Here is a 22,270-nt window from a genome sequence, read left to right as displayed (position 1 = left end):
GGTCACCGCGCGTCCCGCCCCGGTGGAGCTGGGCCTGGACCGGCCCGGGCACCCGCTGCTCGGCGCGGCCGTCGAGCTGCCCGGCGACGACGGTTCGGTCTTCACCGGCCACCTGTCGCCGACGTCGCTGCCGTGGCCGGCCGGCCACGTCGTCGAAGAGCGGATCCTGTTCCCCGGCACCGGGTTCGTCGAGCTGGCCCTGCGCGCGGGCGTCGAACTGGGCTGCGGCGCGCTCGCCGAGCTGACGGTCACCGCGCCCCTGCCGCTGGAGCGCGACGGCGTGAGCATCCGGGTCCGCGTCGGCGGCCCCGACGCGGCGGGACGGCGTGAGGTCGCCGTCCACTCGCGCACTCCCGGGGGTTCGTGGACACGGCACGCGACCGGCCGGTTGGCGCCGTCGGCCGCCGCGCCGGTCCTGACGTCGTCGGCCCCCGCGGCCGCGCCACTCGACGTCGAGGAGATGTACCGCACCCTGGCCGCGGCCGGCCTGGACTACGGTCCCGCGTTCCGCGGCGTCCAGGCGGCGTGGCACGAGGGCGAGGACCTGTGCGCGGACCTGGCCCTGCCGTCCGCCGCCGGTGACGCCGAGGGCTACCTGCTGCACCCGGCGCTGTTCGACGCGGCGCTGCACCTGGTCCCGTTCCTGGGTCTGGACGCCGAACCACGCGCTCGCTTGCCGTTCGTGTGGTCGGACGTCGCACTGCACGCGGTGGGCGCGTCGGCGCTGCGGCTGCGGATCCGCCGCCTGGGCCCGGACACGGTGACGCTGTCGCTGACCGACGCCTCCGGCGCCCCGGTCGCGACGGTCGGGTCCCTGGTCCTGCGCCCCCCGGCCGACCCGGTGCCGGCGGGTCCACCGCCGCTGCTGCGCGTGGAGTGGACGCCCAAGGACCTCGGCGCGCCGGCGGACCTGACGTGGGCTTCGGTGGGCCCGGACGACCTGGGTGCGCTGCTGCCGGGCCGCCGCGCGGTGCCCTCGGCGGCCGACGTGCTCGTGGTCCCGGTCCCGGACCCGGTCGGACTCCCGGTCCCGGACGGCATCCGCTTGGTGACGTCGGCGGTGCTGGGTCACCTGCGTGATCACTTGGAGGACGAAGCCCAGCTGGTCTTCGTGACCCGAGGCGGCCCGGCCGCGGCAGCCGCGGAAGGCTTGGTCCGCTCGGCCCAGGCGGAACGCCCGGGCCGGTTCTCCCTGCTGTCGCTGGAAGACGCACAGTCCGAAGTGGACGAGACGGTGGTGGCGGCGGCCCTGGCCGCGCTGCCGGAGTCGGGGGAGACCCAGATCCGCGTGCGCGGAGGTCGGGTGGAGGTACCCCGGCTCGCCCCCATACCTGCGACCGGCCCGGCTGCGGTCGGCGCCGTCGCCGAACCGGCCGCGGCCGACGAATCTGCGACTGTCGCCGAACCGACCCCCGCGGAACCGGCCGCAGTCGGCTGGGGTGATGGGGCTGTTCTGATCACCGGCGGTACCGGCGGGCTCGGCGCCCACGTCGCCCGGCATCTCGTCACCCGCCACGGGGTCACCCGGCTCGTGCTCGCCGGTCGCCGCGGGGCCGGCACTCCCGGTGTCGCCGAACTGGCCGCCGAACTCACCGAACACGGCGCCGAGGTCACTGTCGCCGCTTGTGATGTCTCCGACCGCGGCGCGCTCCACGCTCTGCTCGCCCAGCACCCCGTCACCGGTGTCGTCCACGCCGCGGGTGTCCTCGACGACGGTGTCCTCGACGCCCTCACCCCCGAGCGCCTCGCCCGGGTCCTCGCGCCCAAGGTCGACGCCGCCTGGCACCTGCACGAACTCCTGCCGGGCCTCGCGAACTTCGTCGTCTTCACCTCCGTCTTCGGCGTGCTCGGCAACGGCGGCCAGGGCGCCTACACCGCGGCCAACGCGGCCCTCGACGAGCTGGTCCGCGTCCGAGTCGAAGCCGGGCTGTCCGGCCGGGCGCTCGCGTGGGGGCCGTGGGCGCAGCAGAGCGGCATGACCGGGACGTTGTCCGACACGGAACTGCGGCGGATGGCCCGCGCCGGCCTGCCGACGCACTCCGTCGAAGACGGCCTCGCCTGGTTCGACGCCGCGCTCGAAGGACAAGACCCGGTCGTCGTCGCCGCGCACCTCGATCGCGCCGCGCTGCGGGCCCTCGACTCCGTGCCGCCCGTCCTGCACCGCCTGGTCCCGCCGCGCCCGCGCCGCGCCGCCGTCGCCACCGGGCAACCCGCGACCGACCTCGGCGCCGTCGTCGTCACCACCGTCGCGAACGTCCTCGGCCACGCCTCCCCGGCCGGCGTCGACCCGGCCCTGACCTTCCGCGAACTCGGCCTGGACTCCCTGACGTCGGTCGAACTCCGCAACCGTCTCGCCGAAACGACCGGGCTGCGGCTGCCCGCCACCCTCGTGTTCGACCACCCGACCCCGGACGCCGTCAGCGCGTTCCTCAAGTCCCTGGTCGAGGGCGACAGCCCGGCGCTCACCCGGACCACAGCCGCCGCGCGCACCGACGATCCGATCGTCATCGTCGGCATGGCCTGCCGCTACCCGGGTGACGTGGCCACGCCGGACGAGCTGTGGGACCTCCTCACCGAGGGCCGCGACGGGATCACCGACTTCCCGTCCGACCGTGGCTGGCACGTCCCGGACACGGACTTCACCCGCGCCGGCGGCTTCCTGCACGGCGCCGCCGAGTTCGACGCCGACTTCTTCGGCATCTCCCCGCGTGACGCGCTCAGCGCCGATCCGCAGCAGCGGCTGCTGCTGGAGACGTCGTGGGAGGCGTTCGAGCAGGCGGGCATCAACCCGTTGTCGCTCAAGGGATCCGACACCGGCGTCTTCGCCGGCGTGATGTACCACGACTACGCGGCCGTCGCCGCCGGGCAGGACCCGGACGCGCGCGGCTTCGACGTCAACGGCACCGCCGGCAGCGTCGCCTCGGGCCGCGTCTCCTACGCGCTCGGCCTGGAAGGCCCCGCCGTCACGGTCGACACGGCGTGCTCGTCGTCGCTGGTCGCGCTGCACTGGGCGTCGCAAGCGCTGCGGTCGGGGGAGTGCTCCCTCGCGCTGGCCGGCGGCGTGACGGTGATGTCCACCCCGGCCACCTTCCTCGACTTCGCCCGCCAAGGCGGCCTCGCCGGCGACGGGCGCTGCAAGTCCTTCTCCGACGACGCCGACGGCACCGGCTGGTCCGAAGGCGTCGGCCTCCTGGTCCTCGAGCGCCAGTCGGACGCGCTCCGCAACGGCCACCGCATCCTCGCCGTCGTGCGGGGGAGTGCGGTCAACCAGGACGGCGCGTCGAACGGCCTCACCGCCCCGAACGGCCCGTCGCAGCAACGTGTCATCCGCCAGGCTCTCGCGGGCGCCGGACTGTCCACTTCGGACGTCGACGTCGTCGAAGCGCACGGCACCGGCACGAAACTGGGCGACCCGATCGAGGCCCAGGCTCTCCTGGCCACCTACGGCCAGGACCGCGAAACGCCGCTGCTGCTGGGTTCCGTCAAGTCCAACCTCGGCCACACCCAGGCCGCCGCCGGCGTCGCGGGCATCATCAAGATGATCCTCGCCATGCGTCACGGCGTCGTCCCGAAGTCGCTCTGGGCCGGGACGCCGTCGTCCCACGTCGAGTGGGACACCGGCGCGGTCGAGCTGGTTGCGGAGGCCCGCGACTGGCCCGCGGTCGACCGGGCGCGGCGGGCCGGGATCTCGTCGTTCGGGATCAGCGGCACCAACGCCCACGTCGTCATCGAAGCCCCCGCGCCCGCGCACACCCCCGAACCGCGGCCGGTCCCGCCGGTCGTGCCGTGGGTGCTCTCGGCCCGCTCCGACGCCGCCCTCGACGCGCAGACCGAGCGGCTGGCCGGGCTCGACCCGCTCGACGCCGGATACTCCCTGGTCACCACCCGCGCGACCTTCGCCCACCGAGCCGTCCTCTTGGCGACGCCGGACGGCGTGCGGGAGGCGGCCCGAGGACAAGCGGCGGCACCAAGCGTCGCCTTCCTGTTCACCGGCCAGGGCGCCCAGAGGCTCGGCATGGGCCGCGAGCTGGCGGAGGAATACCCGGTCTTCGCGCAGGCCCTCGATGAGGTCTTGACGCACTTCGACCCGGAACTCCGGGACGTCATCTGGGGCACGGATCCCGCGTTGATCGCCGAGACCGGAACCGCCCAGCCCGCGCTGTTCGCCATCGAAGTCGCGCTCGCCCGGCTCCTCGACACCTGGGGGGTGCGTCCCGACTACGTCGCCGGCCATTCGATCGGCGAGATCGCGGCCGCCCACGTCGCAGGTGTCCTGTCCCTGGAAGACGCGTGTGCCCTGGTGTCGGCGCGTGGCCGCCTGATGCAGGCCCTGCCGCCGGGCGGCGCCATGGTCGCGGTGCGGGCGTCCGAAGAGGACGTGCGCGCGGCGCTCACCGACGGCGTCGACATCGCGGCCGTCAACGGCCCCCGCTCGGTCGTGCTGTCCGGCACCGAGACCGCCGTGCTGGAGGTGGCGGCCGGCTTCGAGAAGACCACCCGGCTCAAGGTCAGCCACGCCTTCCACTCGCACCTGATGGACCCGATGCTCGACGACTTCCGCACGGTCGTCGCCGACCTGACTTTGAACGAGCCGCGGCTGCCGATCATCGCCGCCGGAGACGTGACGTCGCCGGAGTACTGGGTCGAACACGTCCGCGCCACCGTCCGCTTCGGTGACACCCTCGGCCGGCTCGCCGACGCCGGCGTCACGACGTACGTCGAGGTCGGGCCGGACGCCGTGCTGACCGGGATGGTCGACGCGGACGCCGTCGTCACGCCGGTGCTCCGCCGGGACCGTCCCGAGACCGTGGCGGTCCTCGAAGCCCTCGCCCGGGTGCACGTCGCCGGGACCACCGTCGACTGGGCCGGCTGGTTCGCCGGCCGCGGCGCGCGGGTCGTCGACCTGCCCACCTATCCCTTCCAGCGCACGCGGTTCTGGCCCGCCGCGCGCGCCACCGGCGACCTCCGCGGCGCCGGCCTGGCCGCGGCGGGGCACCCGCTGCTGGGTGCGGCGCTCGACCTCGCCGACGACGGCGGCGTCGTGCTCACCGGCCTGCTCACCACCGCGACCCGGCCCTGGCTCGCCGACCACACCGTGCACGGCGAGACCGTCCTGCCCGGCACCGCGTTCGTCGAACTCGCCCTCGCCGCGGGCGCCGACCTCGGCTGCGAGCGCGTCGAAGAACTCACCATCGAGGCCCCGCTGGTCCTCGAGTCGAGCGGACGGCAGCTCCAGCTGCGCATCAGCGCCCCCGGCGACGCGGGCGCCCGCGAGTTCACGTTCTCGTCCCGGACCGACGGCAGCACCGACGACCCCTGGACCCGGCACGCCGCGGGCTGGCTCGTCCCGGACACCGCAGCCCCCGCCGACTTCGAGGCTTGGCCGCCCGCCGACGCCGAACCCCTCGACCTGACCGGCCTGACCGAACGGCTCGCCGAAGACGGCCTCGGGTACGGCCCCGCGTTCCCCGGCCCGTCCGCCGCCTGGCGCCGCGACGGCGAGATCTTCGCCGAGGTCGCGCTCCCGAGCACGGACCAGCCGGACGCCTACGGCCTGCACCCGGCCCTGTTCGACGCGACCCTGCGCGTGGTTTCCCTGCTGAGCCCCGACTTCACGGGCAGCGTCCCGTTCTCGTGGCACGGCGTCTCCCTGCACGCCACCGGCGCGTCCGCCCTGCGCGTGCGGCTCACCCCGGGCGACGGCGACGCGATCCGCGTCACCGCCGCCGACCCGTCGGGCACCCCGGTCGTCACGGTGGACCGCCTCACCTTGCGCCGCACCGGCCCGGCCGCCCGGACGCAGGCCCGCTCCCTGCTGCGCCTGGACTGGACGCCGATCCCGGTGCCGGCGGCGGACCCGGTCTTCGAGACCGAGGATCCCGCGTCGCTGACGGAGGCGCCGGAGTTCGTGGCCTGGCCGGTCGCCGGAGACCTGCGTGCCGTGCCGCTGTCCCTGCGCCGCGAGACCGGCCGGGTCCTGACGCAACTGCAGAACTGGCTGACGCGGGACAGCGCGGCCACCCTGGTCGTCGTCACGCGGGGCGCGTGGGATGGCACCGATCCGGTCGCCGCGGCCGCCGCGGGGCTCGTCCGCTCCGCCCAGGCCGAGCACCCCGGCCGCTTCGTGCTCGTCGACACCGACGACTCCACACCGCTGACCACGGCGATCGTGGCCACCGGCGAACCGGTGCTCAAGATCAGCGACGGCCAGGTCCACGCCGCCCGGCTCGCCCGGATCACCGAAACACCGCAGGAGATCGACGAGCAGGACGGCACCGTCCTGATCACCGGCGGTACCGGCGGCCTCGGCAGCGCCGTCGCGAAACACCTCGCCGCACGCGGGCGCCGTGACCTCCTGCTGGTCAGCCGGTCCGGCCGCACCGCGCCCGGCCTGCTCGACGACCTGGCCGCGCTGGGCGCGCACGTCGAGGTCGCCGCGTGCGACGTCGGCGACCGGGACGCCGTCGAGAAGCTCCTGGACGGCCGTGAGATCACCGCCGTCGTGCACGCCGCCGGCGTCCTCGACGACGGCACCCTCGCCGCCCTCACCCCCGAACGCTTCGAGCAGGTCCTGCGGGCGAAGGCCGACGGCGCCTGGCACCTGCACGAGCTGACCACCGGCAGCGCCCTCACCGACTTCGTGCTGTTCTCCTCGGTCGTCGGCACGTTCGGCGGCGCGGGACAGGCGAACTACGCCGCCGCCAACGCCTTCCTCGACGCCCTGGCCCGCCGCCGGCACCACGACGGCCTGCCCGCGCGCTCGCTCGCCTGGGGCCCGTGGGAGTCCGGCAGCGGCATGACGGCGACGCTCTCGGACACCGACCTGCGGCGCCTCGCCGAAGCGGGCATGCCGCCGGTGTCCACCGAGGACGGTCTTGCGCTGTTCGACGCGGCTCGCGGCAGCGCCGAACCCGCCGTCCTGCCCCTGCCGCTCGACCTGGCCGCCGTGCGGCGGCAGCCGGCGATCCCGCACGTGCTGCGCGGCCTCGTCCGCCCCGCCCGCCGCCGGGCCACCGCGGCCGCCGGGGACCTCGCCGGCACGCTCGCCCAGCTCCCCGTCGCCGAGCGCGCCGACGCGCTGAAAGGCCTGGTCGCCACCCACGTCGCCCTCGCCCTGGGCCACGCCGACGCGGCCGCGATCGAGCCCGGGCGCGCGTTCTCCGACCTGGGGTTCGACTCGCTCAGCGGCGTCGACCTGCGCAACCGCCTCGCCGCGGCGACCGGACTCCGGCTGCCGAGCACGCTCGTCTTCGACCACCCGACCGTCACGGCGCTGGCCGAGCACCTCCTGGCCGAGCTGTTCGACGCCGACGCGCCGGTCAGCGAGGTCCGCAAAGCCGCGACCACGACCGACCCGATCGTCATCGTCGGCATGAGCTGCCGCTACCCCGGCGGCGTCACCACGCCCGAGCAGCTGTGGGACCTGATCAACGACGGCGGCGACGCCATCTCCGAGTTCCCGGTGAACCGCGGCTGGGACCTGGACGCGCTCTACGACCCGGACCCCGGCCACGCCGGCACGTCCTACACCCGCCACGGCGGGTTCCTGCACGACGCCGGCCAGTTCGACGCCGAGTTCTTCGGCATGAGCCCGCGTGAAGCCGTCGCCACGGACGTCCAGCAGCGGTTGCTGCTGGAGACGTCGTGGGAGGCGATCGAGCGCGCCGGGATCGACCCGGTCGTGCTGCGCGGCAGCGCCACCGGCGTCTTCGCCGGCGTGATGTACCACGACTACAGCCGCCTGCTCGACGGCAGCGAGGACGCCGAGGGCTACCAGACCAGCGGCAGCGCGGGCAGCGTCGCCTCCGGCCGGGTGTCCTACGTGCTGGGCCTGGAAGGCCCGGCCGTCACGGTCGACACGGCGTGCTCGTCGTCGCTGGTCGCGCTGCACCTCGCCGCGCAGGCGCTGCGGTCGGGGGAGTGCGACCTGGCGCTGGCCGGCGGCGTCACGGTGATGTCCACGCCGTCGACGTTCGTCGAGTTCTCCCGCCAGCGCGGCCTGTCCGAAGACGGCCGTTGCCGCTCCTTCGGCGACGGCGCGAACGGCACCGGCTGGTCCGAAGGCGCCGGGATGCTGCTGCTGGAACGGCTGTCCGACGCGCAACGGCTCGGGCACCCGGTGCTGGCCGTCGTCCGCGGCTCCGCGCTCAACCAGGACGGCGCCTCGAACGGCCTCACCGCGCCCAACGGCCCGTCGCAGCAACGCGTTATCCGCCAGGCCCTCGCCAACGCCGGACTGTCCACATCGGACGTCGACGCGGTCGAAGGCCACGGCACCGGGACGTCGCTGGGCGACCCGATCGAAGCCCAGGCCCTGCTCGCCACCTACGGCCGCGACCGCGAAACGCCCCTGCTGCTGGGTTCGGTGAAGTCGAACCTCGGGCACACCCAGGCCGCCGCCGGGGTCGCCGGGGTGATCAAGATGGTCCTGGCGATGCGCCACGGCCTGCTGCCCCGGACCCTGCACGCCGAGACGCCGTCGTCGCGCGTCGACTGGGCCGAGGGCGGGGTCACGCTGCTCGCCCAGCCGATGCCATGGCCGGAGACCGGCCGCCCGCGCCGCGCGGCCGTCTCGTCGTTCGGCATCAGCGGGACGAACGCCCACGCAATCGTCGAACAGCCGCCCGCCACACCGACCGCCCCCGCAGCGCCCCGGCCGGAAGTCGTGCCCTGGGTGCTGTCCGCGAAGTCCGAAGAGGCCCTGCACGCCCAGGCCGCGAAGCTGGCCGGACTGACCGCCGACCCCCTCGACGTCGGCCACTCCCTGGCCACGACCCGCTCCCGGTTCGCGCACCGGGCTGTCGTACTCGCCGACCACGCCGACGCCCTGACCGCACTCGGATCGCACCCCGCGGCCGTCACCGGCGAGGTCGTCCCGGGCCGCACCGCGGTCGTCTTCAGTGGACAGGGCGGCCAGCGCACCGGCATGGGCCATGAGCTGGCCCAGCGGTTCCCGGTGTTCGCCGAGGCCCACGACGCCGTGCTCGCGCGGTTCGGCGACCGCATCGCCGACGTCGTCCGCAGCGACGACCAGAACGCGCTCGACCGCACCGAGTTCGCCCAGCCCGCGCTGTTCGCCCTCCAGGTCGCGCTGCTGCGACTGGCCGCGTCGTGGGGCGTCGAACCCGACCTCGTCGCCGGCCACTCGATCGGCGAGATCACCGCGGCCCACGCCGCGGGCGTCCTGTCCCTCGAAGACGCGTGCACGCTCGTCGCCGCCCGCGGCGCGCAGATGCAGGCGCTCCCGGCCGGCGGCGCGATGATCGCGCTGCAGGCCACCGAGGACGAAGTGCGTCCGCTGCTCGGCCCCGACGTCTCGATCGCCGCCGTGAACGGGCCGCGCTCGGTCGTCGTCGCCGGGGCGGAAGAAGCGGTCGTCGCCATCGCCGCGCGGTTCGAGAAGACGCGGCGGCTCACCGTCTCGCACGCGTTCCACTCGCCGCTCATGGAGCCGATGCTCGCGGACTTCGCCGACGTCCTCGCGGGCCTGACCTTCCACGAACCGCGCCTGCCGCTGGTCTCCACCGTGAGCGCCGACGCCGACGTCACCACCGTCGAGCACTGGGTGCGGCACGCGCGGGACGCCGTCCGGTTCGCCGACGGCGTCACGGCGCTGGTGGCCGCGGGCGCGTCCCGCTTCGTCGAGGCAGGCCCGGACGGAGTGCTGTCCGCGCTGGTCGCGGACGTGGCACCGGACGCCGTCGCGGTGCCGCTGCTGCGCCGCGACCGCGGTGAGGAGATCGCCTTCACCGAAGCCGTCGCGCGGCTGCAAGTCTCGGGCGCCGACGTCGACTGGACGCCGGCCCTGGCCGGTGGCCGCCGTACCGACCTGCCCACCTACCCGTTCCAGCGTGAGCTGTTCTGGCCGCCGGTCACCCGGACCGGCGGCGACGCCACGTCGCACGGGCTCGGCGCGCCGGGGCACCCGCTGCTCGACGGGACCGTCCGCCTCGCCGGCTCCGACGAGGTCGTGCTGACCAGCCGGCTTTCCCTGCGGACCCAGCCGTGGCTGGCCGAGCACGTCGTGTTCGGCCAGGTCGTGGTGCCGGGCACGGCGCTGGCGGAGATGGCCGTCCGCGCCGGCGACGAGACCGGCTGCCCCCGCATCGACGAGCTGACCATGGCCGTCCCCCTGGTCCTGCCGCCGCAGGGCGGTATCCAGGTGCAGGTCCGGGTCGGCGAGTCGGACGACCGCGGCCGCCGTCCGGTCGGCATCCACTCACGGGCCGCGGACGCCTGGACCGAACACGCCACGGGCACGCTGAGCCCGGCCACCCCAGTGTCTACATCGGACACTACGGCCTGGCCGCCGCCGGAGGCGATTCCCGTTCCCCTGGAGGGCTTCTACGAGACCTTCGCCGCGGACGGCTTCGAGTACGGCCCGCGATTCCGCGGCCTGCGCGCGGCCTGGCGGCTCGGCGACGACGTCTTCGCCGAGGTCGAACTGGATCCCGCCCACCACGCCGAAGCGGCCGGGTTCGGCCTGCACCCGGCGTTGCTGGACGCGGCCCTGCACGCCGTGACGCTCCGCCCGGACGCCCCGGCCGCGCGTGAGCTGCCGTTCTCCTGGCAGGGCTTCTCGCTGCACGCCGCCGGTGCCGTGGCCCTGCGAGTCCGGGTGACCCCCGGCATCGGGCTCGACCTGACCACTGCCGACGGTGACCCGGTAGCGACCATCGATTCCCTGGTCGTGCGCGAAGCCGCCCGGGACGCCGTGCGCCGCAACGACGCGCTGTTCCAGCTCGACTGGACACCGGTGCCGATCCCGGACGCGACCTCGCTGTCGGTCGCGCTCCTGGGCGACGATCCCTTCGGCATCGGAGTGGCCGCGCTGGACGACCGCGCCGACGTCGTCGTCACCTGTTTGACCGGCGACCCGGCCGACGTGCCGGGCTCGGCGGCCGACCTCGCCGAACGAGCCCTCGACCTGGCCCAGCGCTGGGTCGCGGACGACCGCTACGCCGACACGAAGCTGGTGTTCGTGACCCGCGAAGGCGACCTCCCGGCCGCCGCCGTGTGGGGTCTCGTCCGGGCCGCGCAAGCTGAGCACCCGGGCCGCTTCGGCCTCCTCGAACTCGACGGCTCTGTACTGCCGCCGGCGGTGCTCGCCGTTGAAGAACCCCAGCTCGCGCTGCGTGACGGCAAACTGCTCGCGGCCCGTTTCGCACCCGCCGTGCCGACGGAAGGCGGAGCCTGGGAGCCCGAGGGGACCGTCCTGATCACGGGCGGCACCGGGGGACTGGGCGCCGTCCTGGCCCGGCATCTGGTGACCGGGCACGGGGCACGGCGCCTGGTGCTGGTCAGCCGTCGCGGGGCCGAGAGCCCGGGTGCCGCGGACCTCGTGGCGGAGCTGCGGACCGCCGGTGCCGACGTCGTCGTCGAAGCCTGCGACGTCGCCGACCGCGCCCAGCTCGCCGCCCTGCTGGCGAACCACCCGCCGACCGCCGTCATCCACGCCGCCGGCGTCCTCGACGACGCGCCGCTCGAAGCGATGACCCCCGAGCGGCTCGCGACCGTGCGGCGGCCGAAGGCGGACGCCGCCTGGCTGCTCCACGAACTGACCGGCGACCTGGCCGCGTTCGTGCTGTTCTCCTCGGTCTCGGGCACCCTCGGCATCCCCGGGCAGGCCAACTACGGCGCCGCCAACGCGTTCCTCGACGCGCTCGCCGCGCACCGCCGCGCCCAGGGTCTCCCGGCCGTCTCCCTCGCCTGGGGCCCGTGGGTCCCGACCACGGGCATGACCGCCGACCTCGGCGAGGCCGGGCTCGACCGCCTCGCCCGCGCCGGCTTCCCGCCCCTGTCCGTCGAGCAGGGCCTGCAGCTGTTCGACGCGGCCCTGTCCGCGGCCGCGCCGGTGCTGCTGCCGGTCCGGCTCGACCGCGCCGCCCTCCAGGCCCGCGACGACATCCCGCACCCCCTGCGCGGCCTGGTCCGCGCGCCCGCCCGCCGCACCCTCGCGGTCACCGAAGGCGCGCTCGAACGCCGCCTGCGGACCCGGTCCGCCGAGGAACGCCTGCAGGAAGCGGGCGTCGTCGTCGCCAGCGAGGTCGCGCACGTCCTCGGCCACACCGGCACCCGCAAGATCGCGCCGACCCGCTCCTTCGCCGAACTCGGCTTCGACTCGCTCACTGCCGTCGAGCTGCGCAACCGCCTCAACTCCGCCACCGGACTGCGGCTGCCCGCGACGCTCGTGTTCGACTACCCGACCGTCGGGGCCCTGGCCGCGCACATCGTCGGGGAGATCTTCGGCGACGCTCCCGTCGAGACCGTCCGCGCGACCGGTGTCGTGGACGGCGACCCGATCGTCATCGTCGGCATGGCCTGCCGGTACCCGGGCGGCGTGGCGTCACCCGAGGACCTGTGGCGGCTCGTTCGCGAAGGCGGCGACGCGATCAGCGAGTTCCCCGCCGACCGCGGCTGGGACGTCGCCGCGCTCTACGACCCCGACCCGGACCACGCCGGGACGTCCTACACCCGCCACGGCGGGTTCCTGCACGACGCCGCGGACTTCGACGCGGACTTCTTCGGGATGAGCCCGCGCGAAGCCGTCGCGACCGATGTCCAGCAGCGGCTGCTCCTCGAGACGTCGTGGGCCGCGGTGGAAAGCGCGGGCGTCGACCCGGTTTCGCTGCGCGGCAGCGCGACCGGCGTGTTCGCCGGCGTGATGTACAGCGACTACAGCCGCCTGCTCGACGGCAGTGAGGACGTCGAGGGCTACAAGACCAGCGGCAGCGCGGGCAGCGTCGCCTCCGGGCGCGTGTCGTACGCGCTCGGGCTGGAAGGCCCGGCCGTCACCGTCGACACCGCGTGCTCGTCGTCCCTGGTCGCCCTGCACTGGGCGTCGCAGGCCCTGCGCGCCGGCGACTGCGACCTCGCCCTCGCGGGCGGCGTCACGGTGATGTCGACGCCGGCGGCGTTCGTCGAGTTCTCCCGCCAGCGCGGCCTCGCCGCCGACGGCCGCTCGAAGCCGTTCTCCGACAGCGCCGACGGCGTCGGCTGGTCGGAAGGCGTCGGCATCCTGGTCCTGGAGCGCCTCTCCGACGCCCAGCGCCACGGCCACGAGATCCTCGCCGTCGTACGGGGTTCCGCAGTCAACCAGGACGGCGCGTCGAACGGTCTCACCGCGCCGAACGGCCCGTCCCAGCAGCGCGTCATCCGCCAGGCCCTCGCCGGCGCCGGACTGTCCACTTCGGACGTCGACGTCGTCGAAGCGCACGGTACCGGCACGAAACTCGGCGACCCGATCGAGGCCCAGGCCCTGCTGGCCACCTACGGTCAGGAGCGGGAGACCCCGCTGCTGCTGGGGTCGGTCAAGTCGAACCTGGGGCACACCCAGGCCGCGTCCGGCGTGGCCGGGATCATCAAGATGGTCCACGCGATGCGTCACGGCGTCGTGCCGCGGACGCTGCACGTCACCGAACCGTCGAAGCACGTCGACTGGACCGCGGGCGCCGTCGAGCTGATCACCGCCGAAACTGCCTGGCCGGACGCGGGTCGCGCGCGCCGCGCCGGCGTCTCGTCGTTCGGGATCAGCGGAACGAACGCTCACGTCATCCTCGAACAGCCCGCGGCGCCGGCCCCTGCCGCCGCACGTCCCGAAGCCGCGACCGTGCCGTGGCTGCTCAGCGCCAAGACCCCGGAGGCATTGCGGGCCCAGGCTTCCGTCCTGCGCGAGCACGTCATGGGCGCCGACCACCGCGACATCGCGTGGACCCTCGCCCAGGGCCGGTCCCGCTTCGACGCGCGGGCCGTCGTCCTCGCCGGTCCGGACCACGACGCGGCCTTGGCCTCACTCGCCGCGGGCGGCACGCACCCGGACGTCGTGACCGGTGCTCAGACCACCGGCCGGACGGCGTTCCTGTTCTCCGGCCAGGGTTCCCAGCGCCTCGGCATGGGCCGGGACCTGGCCGCGGCCGACGCGGTGTTCGCGGCCGCGCTGGATACTGTCCTCGCCGGGTTCGCCCCGGCGGTCCGCGAGGTCATGTGGGGCGACGACGCCGCCGCGCTCAACCGCACCGAACACACGCAGGCCGCGCTCTTCGCCGTCGAGGTCGCGCTGTTCGAGGCCCTGACCGCTCGGGGCGTCCGCCCGGACTACGTCGCCGGGCACTCGATCGGCGAGATCGCCGCCGCGCACGTCGCCGGGGTGTTCTCCCTGCATGACGCGTGTCGCCTGGTCGCCGCGCGTGGCCGGCTGATGCAGGCCCTCCCGCCGGGCGGCGCGATGGTCGCCCTGCGCGCCACCGAAGCCGACGTCCTCCCGCTGCTCGGCGACGACGTCTCCCTGGCCGCGGTCAACGGCCCCCGCTCGGTCGTGATCGCCGGCCCGGAGGCCGCCGTGCTGGCCGTCGCGGAACAGTTCGACGACGCCAAGCGGCTCAGCGTCTCGCACGCGTTCCACTCGTCGCTGATGGACCCGATGCTCGCCGAGTTCGCCGCCGTCGCGGCGGGACTGACCTACCACGAGCCGTCGATCCCGGTCGTGGCCGCCGGCATCGTCACCTCGCCCGGGTACTGGGTCCGCCAGGTGCGCGAGCCCGTCCGCTACCTCGACGCGTTGCGGGCCCTCGAAGCGTGGGACGTCGACCGGTACGTCGAACTCGGCCCGGACGCGGTGCTCGCCGGGCTCGCGGCCGACGTCGTCGGCGAAGACGCCGTCGTGGTCCCGGCCCTGCGCCGGGACCACGACGAGGCCCGCACGTTCCTGACCGCGCTCGCCCGCCTCTTCGTTTCCGGCCTGCCGGTGTCGTGGGACGGCCTGGTCGAGGGACGCCCGGTTTCCTTGCCCACGTATGTCTTCCAGCATCGGCGCTTCTGGCCGCAGGCCCGCGTCGCGGCCGGTGACCCGGCCGGTGACCCGGCCGGGCTGGGCCTCGGCGCGCCCGGGCACCCGCTGCTCGGCGGGTCGGTCGAACTGGCCGAGGACGCCGGGCTGCTGTTCACCGGCCGGCTCTCGACGCGGACCCAGCCGTGGCTGGCCGACCACACCGTCCTCGGCACGACGGTGCTGCCCGGCACGGCGTTCGTCGAACTCGTCCGCCGCGCCGGCGACGAGGCCGGCTGCCCGGCCGTCCGCGAGCTGACCCTCCTTGAGCCCCTGGTCCTCGACACGGCGGCGCACCTGCAGATCCGCGTCGCCGCACCGGACGCCGCGGGACTGCGCGACGTCGATGTGTTCTCCCGGGCCGAAGGCGACCACGGCAGCTGGACCCGGCACGCGACCGGTGTCCTGGAGCCGTCGGCCGGAACGGCCACGCTCGACGTGACCCGCCCGGCCGACGCGACCCCGGTCGAGGTCGATTACGCAAAGCTCGCCGCGCTCGGCCTCGGTTACGGGCCGGCGTTCCAGGGCCTGTGCCGGCTCTGGCGCAGCGGCGACGACGTCTTCGCCGAGATCGAACTGGACGAGGACACCGGGGCGTACGGCCTGCATCCCGCGTTGCTCGACGCGGTCCTGCACGCGGTCGCCCTCACCTCCGACCACACCCGCCCGCACGTGCCGTTCGGCTGGCAGGGCATCCGCCTGCACGCCACCGGCGCGTCGTTCCTCCAGGCCCGCATCACCCCGGCCGGGACCGACACCGTCTCCCTGGCCCTCGCGGACGCCGACGGCACCCCCGTCGCCTCGGTCGACGCCGTGACGTTCCGCCCCGCGGCGATCGCCCGGTCCCGGTCCGCCGTCAAGGACGCGCTGCTCCGCCTCGACTGGATCCCGGCGACGGCCGCACCGGGCACATCGTCCGTGGTCCTCGAAGGCACGCTGGCCGACCTGGCGGAGGTACCGGACCACGTCGTCGTCCCGATCACCGGGGGAGACGTCCGCGAAGTCACCGCCGGTGCGCTCGCCCTGATCCGCGACTGGCTCGCCGACCCGCGCTTCGCCGACGCGAAGCTGGTCTTCCACACCCACGGCGCCACCGACGGCACGGACCTCGCCGCGGCCGCCGTGTGGGGCCTGGTCCGGTCCGCCCAGACCGAGCACCCGGACCGCTTCCTGCTCGTCGACGGCGAACTCGCCTTCGCCGCCGGAGAACCGCAGGTCCGCGTGCGTGACGGCGAACTGTCCGTGCCGCGCCTGGTGCGCGCCGACGTGACGCCCGAGCCGTGGACCTGGGATCCCGACGGGACCGTCCTGATCACCGGCGGCACCGGGGGACTGGGCCGGCTGCTGGCCCGGCACTTGGTGCGCGAGCACGGGATGCGGCACGTGCTGCTGGTCAGCCGCAGCGCTCAGGTCGACATCGACCTCGGTGCCGAGGTGACCGTCGCGCGCTGCGACGTCACCGACCGCGCCGCCCTCAAGGCCCTGATCGACGGCCTCGAGCACCCGCTCACCGCCGTCGTCCACGCGGCCGGCGTCCTGGACGACGCGACCGTCGAAACCCTCACCGACGACCAGCTCGACCGCGTCCTGCGGCCCAAGGTCGACGCCGCTTGGGCGTTGCACGAGCTGACCACCGACCTGGCCGGGTTCGTGCTGTTCTCCTCGATCGCCGGCACCATCGGCGGCGCGGGCCAGGCGAACTACGCCGCGGGCAACGCCTTCCTCGACGCGCTCGCCCACCACCGCGCCGCGCTCGGGCTGCCCGCCGTGTCGCTGGCCTGGGGCCCGTGGTCCGGCGCCGGCGGCATGACGGCGGACCTCACCGACGCCGACGTCCGCCGGATGGCCCGCGACGGCATCTCGGTCCTCACCGCCGAAGACGGCCTGGAGCTGTTCGACGCCGCGCTCGGCGCCGGGACACCGGTGCTCGCGCCGGTCCGCCCGGCCGCGTCGGCGACCGGCGAAGTCGCCCCGCCGCTGCGTGGGCTGGTCCGCGCGACGACCAGGCGCGCCAAGACGTCCGGGACGGGCGAACTGGGCCGGCGGCTGGCCGGGCTCACCGAAGCCGGACGCCGGGACGTCGTCGCGGACCTGGTCGCCGGCCAGGTCGCCGCGGTGCTCGGCCACGCCGACAGCACGTCGATCGACCCCGGCCGGGCGTTCTCGGCGATGGGCTTCGACTCGCTCACCGGTGTCGAGCTGCGGAACCGGATCGCCACGGCGACCGGGCTGCGGCTGCCCACGACGCTCGTCTTCGACCACCCGAACGCGGCCGCGCTGACGGCCCACCTGCTCGCCGAACTGGTCGGCACCACGGAAACGGCCGTCGAGACGCGGCCGGTCCGCGCGGCCGACGACGACCCGATCGTCATCGTCGGCATGGGCTGCCGCTACCCGGGCGGCGCCGGTTCCCCGGCGGAACTGTGGGATCTGGTCGCGGCCGGCACCGACGCGATCGGCGGCTTCCCGGCCGACCGCGGCTGGGACCTCGGCACGCTCTACGACCCGGACCCCGACCACGTGGGCACGACCTACACGCGCGAAGGCGGTTTCCTGCACGCCGCGGCCGAGTTCGACGCGGCGTTCTTCGGGATGAGCCCGCGCGAGGCCGTCGCCACCGACGTCCAGCAGCGGCTGCTCCTGGAGACGTCGTGGGAAGCCCTGGAACACGCCGGGATCGACCCGGTGACCCTGCGCGGCTCGTCGACGGGCGTGTTCGCGGGCGTGATGTACAGCGACTACGGCGGCCTCCTCACCGGCGGCGAGTACGAGGGCCAGCAGGGTTACGGCAGCGCCCCGAGCGTCGCCTCGGGCCGCGTCGCCTACACGCTCGGCCTCGAAGGACCGGCGGTCACGGTGGACACGGCGTGCTCGTCGTCGCTGGTCGCGCTGCACTGGGCGTCCCAGGCCCTGCGGGCGGGGGAGTGCTCCCTCGCGCTGGCCGGTGGTGTCACGGTGATGTCGACCCCCGCCACCTTCGTGGAGTTCTCGCGTCAGCGCGGGCTGTCCCCGGACGGCCGGTGCAAGGCGTTTTCCGACGACGCCGACGGCACGGGCTGGTCCGAGGGCGTCGGCCTGCTGGTGCTGGAGCGCCGCTCGGACGCGCTCCGCAACGGCCACGAGATCCTCGCCGTCGTGCGCGGTTCCGCGGTCAACCAGGACGGCGCGTCCAACGGCCTCACGGCCCCGAACGGTCCCTCGCAGCAGCGTGTCATCCGCCAGGCCCTCGCGAGCGCCGGACTGTCCACTTCGGACGTCGACGTCGTCGAAGCCCACGGCACCGGCACGAAACTCGGCGACCCGATCGAGGCACAGGCCCTGCTCGCCACCTACGGTCAGGAGCGGGAAACCCCGCTACTGCTGGGTTCGGTGAAGTCCAACCTCGGGCACACCCAGGCCGCCGCGGGGGTCGCGGGCATCATCAAGATGGTCGAGGCGATGCGGCACGGGATCGTGCCGAAGTCCTTGCACGTCGGCGAGCGGTCGTCCCATGTGGACTGGGACGCCGGTGCCGTCGAGGTCGTCGGCGAAACGCGCGGCTGGCCGGCGGTCGGCCGGGCGCGGCGGGCCGGGATCTCGTCGTTCGGGATCAGCGGCACGAACGCCCACGTGATCATCGAGCAGGCTCCCGAGACGCCCGCCGCGCCGACGGCCGGCCTCGCGGTCTGGCCACTGTCCGCACGCTCCACCGCCGCGGTGCGCAACCAGGCCGCGCGGCTCGCCGGCGTCGTCGGCAGCCTGGACGCGGGCGACGTCGGCCGGTCGCTGGCTCTGCGGTCGCCGTTCCCGCACCGCGCCGCGGTGGTCTCCGAGGACCCGGCGGCCGCGCTGGCGGCGTACGTCGAGTCCGGCACCGCCGCCGACGTCGTCGAGGGCACCGCCCGGACCGGGACGACCGCGTTCCTGTTCTCCGGACAGGGCGCGCAGCGACCGGGGATGGGCCGGCGGCTGGCCGAGCGGTTCCCGGTGTTCGCCACGGCGTTCGACGAGGTCCTCGGCCTGCTGGACCCGGACGTCCGGGCCGCGCTGGAGACCGATCTCGTCGACCGCACCGAGTACACCCAGCCCGGGCTGTTCGCGTTCGAGGTCGCCTCGGCGCGGCTCCTGCAGGCGCGGGGCGTGCGCCCGGACTTCGTCACGGGCCACTCGGTGGGGGAGATCGCGGCCGCGCACATCGCCGGCGTGCTGACGCTCCAAGACGCGTGCACGCTGGTCTCCGCCCGGTCGCGCCTGATGGGCGCGCTGCCCGAAGGCGGCGTGATGATCGCCGTCCGCGCGTCCGAAGCGGACGTCCTGCCGCTACTGGGCGCCGGCGTGGACATCGCCGCGGTCAACGGCCCCGAGTCCGTCGTGCTGTCCGGCCTGGAAGACGCCGTCGAGGCGGTGGCGGCGAAGTTCGGGAAGCAGCGCCGGCTGCGTGTGTCACACGCGTTCCACTCGCTGCTGATGGAACCGATGCTGGCCGAGTTCGGCGACGTCGTCGCGGGTCTGGAGTTTTCGACGCCGGCCGTGCCGATGATCGCGGCGGGCGACGTGACGTCGCCGGAGTACTGGGTCCGCCAGGTGCGCGACGCGGTGCGGTTCGCCGACGCGGTCGACCGCCTCGCCGAGTCCGGTGTGACGCGGTTCGTCGAGGTCGGCCCGGACGCGGTGCTCGCGAGCCTGGTCGACGTCCCGGGCGCGCTCGTCGTCCCGGTGGCGCGCCGCGACCGCGACGAGGAGCGGACGTTCCTGACCGCGCTGGCGCAGCTGTACGTCTCCGGCGTCGACATCGCCTGGGACAGCTCCGGGCCGCGGGCGGACCTGCCGGGGTATCCGTTCGAACACCGCCGGTTCTGGCCGCCCGTGCGTCAGGGTGACGCGCGGGGCGCGGCCGGGCACCCGCTGCTCGGCGGGGTGCTCGACCTGGGCGCGTCCGGGAGCGCCGTCTGCACCGGCCGGCTCTCCCCGGCCACCCAGCCGTGGCTGGCCGACCACACGATCTTCGGCTCGATCCTGTTGCCCGGCACGGCGTTCCTCGAACTGGCCCGCCACCTCGGGACGCAGGTGGGCTGCGACCGCGTCGACGAGCTGACGCTGCTCGCACCGCTGGTCCTGGCCGACGACGGCGTGGCCACGATCCAGGTCTCGGCCGGTCCGGCCGACGACGCGGGGAACCGGCCGGTCGAGATCCACTCCCTGCTCGAAGGCGGCACCTGGACCCGGCACGCCGCCGGTGTCCTGGCCCCGGCCACCCCGATGCCCGGGCTCGACACGAGCGAGTGGCCGCCCGCCGGAGCGTCGCCGGTCGACTTGACCGACGCCTACGCCGAACTGGCCGACCGCGGCTTCGCCTACGGCCCGGTGTTCCAGGGCCTGACGGCGCTGTGGCGGCGTGATGACGAACTGTTCGCCGACGTGCGGCTCGACGATCCCGAGACGAGCGCGTTCGGGCTGCACCCGGCGTTGCTCGACGCCGCGCTGCACCCGACCATGGTCGCCGACCCGGACGGCAAGCCTGCGCTGCCGTTCACCTGGCGCGGCGTCTCGCTGCACCAGCCCGGCGCGGCGGACCTGCGGGTCCGGCTGGCCCCGGCGGGCCCGGACACGATCAGCATCACCGTCACCGACCCGGCGGGCGCCTCCGTGGTGTCGGTCGACGGCCTGACGGTCCGCGAACCGGCCGCCGGCCAGCGCCAGGCCAACCACCTGTACCGGCTCACCTGGGCCCCGTTGTCCGCGGCTCCGGCGGCCGAGGTGACGGCCCCGGACCACACCCTGACCGACCCGGCCCGCGCGCTCGACGACCTGGCCGCGCTCGGCACCGACGGTCCGGTCGTGGTCACGGTCCCGGCGTATCCGGGCGACCCGACGGCCGCGACCCGCGCCGCGACCACCGACGTCCTGGCGCTGCTGCAGGCCTGGCTGGCGGATCCGCGGTTCGACGACGTGCTCGTCCTGCGCACCAGCGGGGCCCTGACCGGCGACGACCTCGCGGCCGCCGCGGTGTGGGGCCTGGTGCGCTCGGCGCAGCAGGAGAATCCGGGCCGGTTCGTCCTGGCCGACTCCGATGGTTCGCTGCCCGTGAGGGACTTCCTCGGCGCCGGGGAGCCGGAACTGTCCCTTCGCGACGGTGCCGCGTCGGCGGCCCGGCTCGATCGGGCGACCACCGGCGCCGACGTCACCGAGTGGGACCCGGACCGCACGGTCCTGATCACCGGCGGCACCGCCGGTCTCGGCGCGCTCGTGGCACGCCGGCTCGCGGCGGCCGGGCAGCGGAAACTGTTGCTGGTCAGCCGATCCGGCACCGCCGAGGCCGGCCTCGAAGACGACCTCCGCGCGCTGGAGGCCTCGGTGACCGTCGCCGCGTGCGACGTCGGCGACCGCGCCGCGCTGGCCGCTCTGCTCGAGGGCGTCGACCTCACGGCCGTCGTGCACGCCGCGGGAGTGCTCGACGACGGCGTCCTCGGCTCGCTGACCCCGGACCGGTTCGGGACGGTGCTGCGGCCGAAGGCCGACGGCGCGTGGCACCTGCACGAACTCACCGCCGGGCAGGATCTCGCGGGTTTTGTGCTGTTCTCGTCCCTCGCCGGCACTTTCGGCGGCGCGGGACAGGCCAACTACGCCGCGGCGAACGCGTTCCTCGACGCCCTCGCCGTCCACCGGCACGCCCACGGCCTGCCCGCGGTGTCGCTGGCGTGGGGCCCGTGGACGGCCGAGGCGGGCATGACCGCCGCCCTGCCCGACACCGAAATCCGGCGCCTGGCCCGGGCCGGCGTCGATCTGCTCGCCGCCGAAGACGGGCTGGCCGTGTTCGACGCGGTCCGCGCCGGCGGCGAACCCCTGTCCGTGCCGGTCCACCTGAACCTGCCGCTGCTGCGCGGGCAGGACGTCCCGCCGGTGCTGCGGAAGCTGGTGCCGCCGCGGCGGACCGTGTCGTCGGTTCCGGCGCGGGCGGACCTCGCGCCGCGGCTGGCCGGGCTGTCCCCGGCGGACCGGATCGAAGTGCTCCTCGACGTCGTCGCCGACGCGGTCGCCGTGGTGCTGGAGCACGGACCGGCGGACGTCGTGGGCGCGGACCAGGCGTTCACCGAACTCGGCTTCGACTCGCTGACGGCGGTCGAACTGCGGCGACGGCTGGAGGGCGTCACCGGGCTGCAGCTGCCGGCGACCCTGGCGTTCGACCAGCCGACCCCGCGCGACCTCGCCGGTTACCTCGCGGAACTGGTCGCCCCGGAGGAGAAGCCGGAGCAGGCGATCCTGGCCGACCTCGCGCGGCTGGAGAAGGTGCTGCAGGAGGTCGTGCTCGACCCCGGTTCGCACGAGGAGATCGCGACCCGGCTGGAGCAGCTGCGCGGCACGTGGAGCGCCCGCCAGGAGGACGGCGACGGCTTCGACTTCGACGCCGCCAGCGACGAAGACGTCTTCGCCCTCCTGGACGAGAAGCTGAGCGCCGACTGGGACTGA

The 22,270-nt window shown here is 74.9% G+C and carries 1 protein-coding gene (cut by a window edge); it reads left to right on the top strand.

What is annotated here, in order from left to right; translation table 11 throughout:
* Positions 1-22,270, top strand: the 3' portion of a protein-coding gene (locus OG494_RS13715) for an SDR family NAD(P)-dependent oxidoreductase (protein WP_328455580.1). 5,372 nt of this gene lie to the left of the window's left edge; the window shows 22,270 of its 27,642 coding nt (coding positions 5,373-27,642); its start codon lies off the left edge, out of view; it ends in the stop codon at positions 22,268-22,270.

Origin of the sequence: Amycolatopsis sp. NBC_00438, from assembly GCF_036026695.1 — a bacterium.
In the GTDB taxonomy this organism is placed as follows: Bacteria; Actinomycetota; Actinomycetes; order Mycobacteriales; family Pseudonocardiaceae; genus Amycolatopsis.
The sequence above is the reverse complement of the archived record's forward strand: the minus strand, read 5'-3'. Positions and strand labels throughout refer to the sequence as shown.